The organism is Citrobacter sp. RHBSTW-00881, assembly GCF_013728515.1.
In the GTDB taxonomy this organism is placed as follows: Bacteria; Pseudomonadota; Gammaproteobacteria; order Enterobacterales; family Enterobacteriaceae; genus Citrobacter; species Citrobacter braakii.
Map to the genome: position 1 here is coordinate 5,217,532 of NZ_CP056269.1, position 6,868 is coordinate 5,224,399.

At 53.6% G+C, this 6,868-nt stretch carries 8 protein-coding genes; all 8 read right to left on the reverse strand.

What is annotated here, in order from left to right; all coding sequences use genetic code 11:
• Positions 1 to 84: 84 nt before the first annotated feature.
• The 8 genes from yidZ to HV311_RS28355 all read right to left on the reverse strand — a co-directional run bounded on the left by yidZ (position 85) and on the right by HV311_RS28355 (position 6,646).
• Complete coding sequence (yidZ, locus tag HV311_RS25020) at positions 85 to 1,044, reverse strand: HTH-type transcriptional regulator YidZ (protein WP_016155073.1); 960 nt, start codon at positions 1,042 to 1,044, stop codon at positions 85 to 87.
• Entirely contained in the window at positions 1,013 to 2,194 is a 1,182-nt protein-coding gene (locus HV311_RS25025) for an MFS transporter (protein WP_019078000.1), read from the reverse strand. The genes yidZ and HV311_RS25025 overlap by 32 nt, the downstream gene beginning before the upstream one ends.
• A gap of 180 nt (positions 2,195 to 2,374) precedes the next feature.
• Entirely contained in the window at positions 2,375 to 3,739 is a 1,365-nt protein-coding gene (mnmE, locus tag HV311_RS25030) for a tRNA uridine-5-carboxymethylaminomethyl(34) synthesis GTPase MnmE (RefSeq protein WP_016157817.1), read from the reverse strand.
• Between the two features lie 135 nt (positions 3,740 to 3,874).
• A complete protein-coding gene (gene yidC / locus HV311_RS25035; protein ID WP_003023844.1) occupies positions 3,875 to 5,521 on the reverse strand; it encodes a membrane protein insertase YidC in 1,647 nt (548 codons plus the stop codon).
• A 2-nt stretch (positions 5,522 to 5,523) separates the two neighbouring features.
• Entirely contained in the window at positions 5,524 to 5,781 is a 258-nt protein-coding gene (yidD, locus tag HV311_RS25040) for a membrane protein insertion efficiency factor YidD (protein ID WP_003023846.1), read from the reverse strand.
• The gene (gene rnpA / locus HV311_RS25045; protein ID WP_003844432.1) at positions 5,745 to 6,104 is read right to left on the reverse strand and encodes a ribonuclease P protein component; all 360 of its coding nucleotides are present in this window, start codon (positions 6,102 to 6,104) and stop codon (positions 5,745 to 5,747) included. The genes yidD and rnpA overlap by 37 nt, the downstream gene beginning before the upstream one ends.
• A gap of 17 nt (positions 6,105 to 6,121) precedes the next feature.
• On the reverse strand, positions 6,122 to 6,262 hold the full coding sequence (gene rpmH / locus HV311_RS25050; protein ID WP_003023858.1) for a 50S ribosomal protein L34: 141 nt from the start codon (positions 6,260 to 6,262) through the stop codon (positions 6,122 to 6,124).
• Positions 6,263 to 6,490: 228 nt separating this feature from the next.
• Positions 6,491 to 6,646 (reverse strand): hypothetical protein, encoded by a 156-nt coding sequence (locus tag HV311_RS28355; RefSeq protein WP_418135004.1) that lies wholly within the window; start codon positions 6,644 to 6,646, stop codon positions 6,491 to 6,493.
• Between the last annotated feature and the right edge of the window lie 222 nt (positions 6,647 to 6,868).

Sequence of the window (6,868 nt, forward strand, 5' to 3'; positions counted from 1 at the left end):
GTAAGCTGAAATAGAATACATTACGCGATATTTACATTTCTGTTGCCAGAATAGTCGATTTAGCAACAAAGTGGCGGTGCAACGTCAGGACATATCGCGATAAAGCGCCTTGATGGTGTCTTTCAACCAGACGATCTTAGGATTATGACTGTTACGTTTGTGCCAAAGAAGGGTGAACGGTACGCGCATTTTTTCCAGCTGCGCGGCATCAAAAGGCATAGGACGCGCCACGAGCGGAAGCTGGTGGAGTTGGTTATAACGCTGGCAATAAACCGGAGCTGTGGCTATTAGCGCGTGATCCGGCTGGGCGGCCATAAACAGCGACTGCTCAAAACCGGGCAGACATAACGCAATATTGCGCGCGCGCCCCATCTCTTGCAGGACTTCATCCAGCGCCCAGGTATCGCTTTGCTCCCAGCTAATGCTGATGTGCGGATAGCGCAGAAATGTGTCCAGATTCCACTCTTCCTGCAATGCCGGATGATCTTCACGTAGCCAGACACAGGGGAGATCGGAAAACAGCACTTCATGGTCGATCGACAACGGCAGCAAACTCAACAGTTCACGCGAACGCGGATGGCTTTCCCGGCCAGTAAAGCCGATATCCACTTCGCCGCGAATAATTGCATCCAGCGAATCATAGTCCCAGTTGCGTATTTTGATCGTCGCCTGGGGATAACGCTGATAGATCTGTCGGGAGAGCGCGTTAAACATGATCATCACCAGCGGCGTTTCGGCCACCAGATCAAACTTCAGCCCGCGCGGCGCTTCATGGTGTGGCTTATCCAGCAACTGGTTGCTCATCTGCATCCACTCTGCCAGATTCTGTTCCATGCTGACCATCAGCGGTGTGGGCGTTAGCCCCAGCGGGGTGTTTACAAACAGTGGATCGTCAAACCAGGCCCGCAGTTTAGACAGCGACTTGCTGACTGCCGACGGCGTGACGTTCATCCGTTTGGCTGTTTTGGTAACACTGCGTTCCTGCATCAACAGCTGCAGGCAGAGCAATAAATTAAGATCGAGACTGCTGAGGGATTTCTTCATGAGTTGGCGTGGACCGGTTAGGTGCAACAGTGATAATCAGCATGATACTCACTATGCTACAGCCAATCAGAATCCCGATCAGCATATTCAGCGCATCAAGACCGAGCACCGCAGCCAGCCATATCCACAGCGAGGAACCGCAAACCTGCGCAATACCTAACGCCGAGCTGGCAACGCCCGCACGCAGCGAGAAAGGTCCCAGCGCCTGGCTCATCGCGACACCGAAGCCGACCGAGAACCCGGCACAGATTAAGGTCAGCCCAAACAGCGTCACCATGTGCGTACTGGCAAGGGTTAACACCACGCCGGCAGACAGAAACAGCACTTGTGAGGTCAGCATCAGAACGCGAGGTTTAAACACGCTCAGGGCGAATGGCGTAGAGAACGAGACCGCCATACTGATGCCTGCGGTCATGGCCATCGTGGTGGCGTACTCACCACGGTCAAAGCCCATTACTTCCATCAACAGCACCGGCGAAGTATTCACGAAGGTCAGGATCACCGACACGCTGAGAGTGGTGATGGCCAGGCGGCTTAAGAAAAAACGGTTCACCAGCGATTCAGATAGGTGGTTCTTCTCTGCAGATGCCGGGAGCGTCGCTGGGCGCGATTCTCGCAGGATAAACACTGACAGCAAGCAAACGGCCACCCCCATACCGATCATCGTGTAGAACAGGCTCTGCCACGGGTATTTGAGCATAATCAGATGCCCCATCACCGGTGCCAGTACCGGCACGATGCAGGTGATACCGTTCAACAGCGACAGTACCTTCGCCCGGCGGCGATCGTCGAGCGTATCGCGCAGGATGGCGAAAGCCACCACATAGCAGCAGCCTGCGCCTACGCCCTGAATAAAGCGGCCTGTGAGAAACGGCGTACCGCTTTCGGCGAATGAACACAGCGCAGAGGCGAAAATAAAGATGAGGGCGCCGACAATAGCGACGGGTTTGCGTCCTGACTGGTCGGCAATTTTCCCGGCAAACAGCATCGCCGTCGCCATTCCCGCCAGATAAACCGAAAACGCGATATGCAGTTGCGCCTCGCTGGCCTGTAAATCGGCAGCAATACGGGGCAGCCCCACCAGATACATATCAATACCCGCGGGATAAAGTAACACCAGGGCGAAACTGCAGATTAGAAAGCGTGTCATAGCGACCTCATGAGGAATGTGGCGCTAAGCATACGGGCAGAGAGTCAACTGCACGAGTTGCCATTTGGACAACAGTGATTTCCATATGGGAAATTACTTGTAGCCGGATAGCCGCTTTGCTTTATCCGACTTACGGGTACTGTAGGCCCGGTAGGCATCGCACCACCGGGCAACACAACGTTACTTGCCAATACAGAAGCTGGAGAAAATCCTTCCCAGCAGATCGTCGGAGGTAAATTCCCCGGTGATCTCACTGAGGTTCTGCTGCGCCAGACGTAGTTCCTCTGCCAGCAATTCTCCGGCCCATGCTCCGAGCAGTTGGGCTTTACCCTGCTCGAGATGCTCCGCCGCTTCTGCCAGCGCCTGCAGGTGACGACGGCGCGCCAGGAAGCCGCCTTCCATATTGGTTTCAAAGCCCATGCTCTGTTTGAGATGGTTACGCAGCACGTCAACGCCTTCACCGGTACGCGCGGATAGGCGAACCAGTGAGTGGCCATTTACTTCGCTAAGGCCCAGCGTCTCACCGGTAATATCCGCTTTGTTACGCACCACGGTAATCGGCAGTTTGGCTGGCAGACGGGCAATAAAGTCTGGCCAGATGTCAGCCGGGTCCACGGCGTCGGTGGTGGTGCCATCAACCATAAACAGAACGCGGTCGGCCTGTTCAATTTCCTGCCACGCGCGTTCGATACCAATGCGTTCAACTTCATCGCTGGCATCGCGCAGGCCGGCAGTGTCGATGATGTGCAGCGGCATACCGTCGATATGAATATGCTCACGCAGTACGTCGCGAGTCGTACCCGCAATGTCGGTCACAATGGCCGCCTCACGACCTGCCAGCGCGTTCAGTAGGCTTGATTTCCCGGCATTTGGGCGACCGGCAATGACCACCTTCATCCCTTCGCGCAGCAGGCTGCCCTGACGCGCTTCGGCACGAACAGCATCGAGATCGCTGATAACGTTGTTGAGCTGCGCTTCAATCTTACCATCAGACAGGAAGTCGATTTCTTCATCCGGAAAGTCGATTGCCGCTTCCACGTAGATGCGCAGGTGAGTGAGCGCTTCCACAAGATGATTTACCCGTGCAGAAAATGCGCCCTGCAACGAGTTCAGCGCCGAGCGAGCGGCTTGCTCTGAGCTGGCATCGATCAGGTCGGCAATTGCCTCTGCCTGGGCCAGATCAAGCTTATCATTGAGAAACGCACGCTCGGAGAATTCACCCGGTCTGGCAATGCGCAGCCCGGGAATGATCAGAATACGTTTAAGCAGCAGATCGAGAATCACCGGACCGCCGTGGCCCTGAAGCTCTAAAACATCTTCACCGGTAAAGGAGTTTGGGCCGGGGAACCACAGGGCAATTCCTTGATCCAGCGTGCTGCCATCCGCGTCTTTAAACGGAAGATAGTCGGCATAGCGCGGTTTTGGTAGTTTCCCCAGTACGGTTTCTGCAACCTCGCGCGCCTTCAGGCCGGAGATGCGCAGGATACCCACGCCACCACGTCCCGGTGGGGTGGCCTGAGCGACGATGGTGTCGTTATGGTTCATGATAGCTCTCTTGTAAATGTAAAAAAGGCGGTCTAATGACCGCCTTCTCTGGCATTAACTTTACCGTGAATACTCGAAATAATTCAAGTGCAGGAAGGCGGCAAGCAAATTCAGCCAACGCCCCTGCGACTAGTATCAGGAGTTTTTCTTCTCGCGGCTATGCAGGCCACGTTTCTCCAGACCACGGTAAATCAGCTGCTGCTGAATAATGGTTACCAGGTTGCTGACGATATAGTACAGCACCAGACCTGACGGGAACCACAGGAAGAACACGGTGAAGATGACCGGCATAAAGGTCATGATCTTCTGCTGCATCGGGTCGGTCACGGTGGTCGGAGACATCTTCTGAATGAAGAACATCGTCACGCCCATCAGGATCGGCAGGATGTAGTACGGGTCCTGTGCAGACAGGTCATGGATCCACAGAGCGAACGGCGCATGACGCAGTTCAATGGAGCCCATCAGCATGTAGTACAACGCCAGGAAGATTGGCATCTGGATGATCAGCGGGAAGCAGCCGCCCAGCGGGTTAACCTTCTCAGCTTTGTACAGGGCCATCATTTCCTGGCTCTGACGCTGTTTGTCATCGCCCAGACGCTCACGCATAGCCTGAATCTTCGGCTGCAGCATACGCATCTTCGCCATGGAGGTGTACTGCGCTTTAGTCAGCGGGTACATGATGCCACGAACGATAAAGGTGATAACGATGATGGAGAAGCCCCAGTTACCCAAGAAGCTATGGATCCACTTCAGCAGTTTGAACAGCGGTTGAGAGATGAACCACAACCAGCCGTAATCCACGGTCAGATCCAGGTGCGGTGCAACTGCCGCCATTTTATCCTGAATTTCCGGGCCGACCCACAGGGTGCTGGTCATCGCGCCAGTCTGGCCAGGCTGAACCAGCACCGGCTGTGATTTATAGCCGATAGCGGCAATGCCGTTACCCAGGTTAGCGGTATAGAAGTTGTTGGTGCCGTCGTTACGCGGAACCCATGCCGTTGCGAAATACTGTTGCAGCATTGCGACCCAGCCGTCTTTAGCATTGACGTTCAGGTTTTCGTTTTCAGCAATGGTGTCGAATTTGTATTTCTCATACTTCTCATCCGGCGTGGAGTACGCCGCGCCACGGAAGGTATGCAGCGCAAAGTTGCTGCTACCGGTGTCGCGATGAGATGGCAGATTGATGGATTGCTTCAGCTGACCAAAGGTGGAGACTTCCAGCGGTTTTTCGCCGGCGTTCTGCACGCTGTAGTTAACGTTGACAGCATATTCACCGCGCTTGAGTACAAACGTTTTAGTGAATGTGTTACCCGCTGCGTCAGTATAGGTCATCGGGATCTGCAGTTCGTTCTGACCGTCAGCCAGTACAAACGCGTCTTTTTCGACGTTGTACAGCGGACGCGGGCCGTTAGCCGGGTTATCCGGGCCGTCACGACCTGTCAGGCCACTCTGTGCCTGGTAGATGAACTGTGGCGTGGTTTCCAGTAACTGGAACGGTTCGGTAGAACCGAGTTCTTTCGGGTAAGCTGGCAGTGAAGCCTGTTCCACATCACCACCACGGGTGTTGATGGTCAGATCAAGCACGTCAGTTTTAACCGTAATCAGTTTCCCCTGGCCACTGGCCGGTACGCCCTGGTCTGCGGCGCTACCCGCTGCGGTGGTCGTTGTCTGCGTGGTCTGTTGGGCCTGAGGTTGCGGGTTTTTATCCTGCTCCCAGGCTTGCCAGATCATGAAAGACACGAACAGCAAAGCGATGACTAAAAGATTGCGTTGCGAATCCATCGTTAGTGTTCTCTGGTATCAAATGGTCCGGGCGGGACGGGATCGTCACCACCAGGGTGTAAAGGGTGGCATTTTAATACGCGTTTCACCGTCAACCAACTGCCTTTTATCACTCCAAACCTGCGCAATGCCTCAATTCCGTAGCTCGAGCAGGTTGGAGTGAAACGGCAATGCGGCCCAAGCAGCGGACTGATCAGGCGTTGATAGACCCGAATAAGGGCTATCAGGACCCGCGAGCCAGGCGACAATGGCGACGCCATAATTTTTCCAACGCTTCCGAGAGAGCACGGTTATCGAGGTCAGCAACCCCTTTTTTCGCCACCACCACGAAATCCATTGCTGGAAGTTCGTGCTGACGTAAACGAAAGCTTTCACGTGTCAGACGTTTAATCCGATTGCGTTCATGCGCGCGTTTAACGTTTTTCTTGGCGACGGTAAGACCGATACGGGGATGCCCCAGCGAATTCAGGCGGCCGAGGATGGTGATTTGCGGCGTGCCAGCCCGTTGTGGCTGCTGGAAGACGAATGTGAAATGAGTGGGAGTTAACAAACGTAACTCCCTGGGAAATGCGAGCTTAACCACTCAGGGGCTAGCTTTTATTACTTAGAAACGGTCAGACGAGAACGGCCTTTAGCACGACGACGTGCCAGAACCTGACGACCATTTTTATTAGCCATACGAGCACGGAAGCCGTGAGAACGGTTGCGCTTCAGTACAGACGGTTGAAAAGTGCGTTTCATGGCGATTTCTACCTAAACTTGAATAAATTCACTGACTTTTGCGTATACCCGAACGAATTTCGAACGACTTACGCCACAGTGTGGGTGATTAAAGAGGCCGGATTGTAATAATTGTACACTCCGGAGTCAATTCTCTTTCCTTATTTCCCGCTTTTTTCCGCATGGTTTCGCGTATAAAACAGGCAGCGTTGACGCCGTAAGGCGACCGTTACTCGCTGGGGGTAAGAATTATACGGGCTGGCGGATAAAGCGCAAGGATCGCTCGGGATCTTTATTAGATCGTTTAAGCAGTAAAGCATCTTTACTCATTAATTTTTTCAATATGCGCGCTAAAACCTGCAGCACTTCTCCAGGATCGTTTACACTTAGCCGATTCTGGATCATCCTGTGGATAAATCGGGAAGAATCTGTGAGAAACAGAAGATCTCTTTCTCAGTTTACGCTATGATCCGCGGTCCTGATCGTTTCAATGGATCCTGATCGGGTAAAAATTGCAGATAGCAATTCGCACGTCACCCTTTGCATAGGGTCTTGTCGATGTGCGTCAACAATCATGAATGTTTCAGCCTTTGTCATTTATCGACTTTTGTTCGAGTGGAGTCCGCC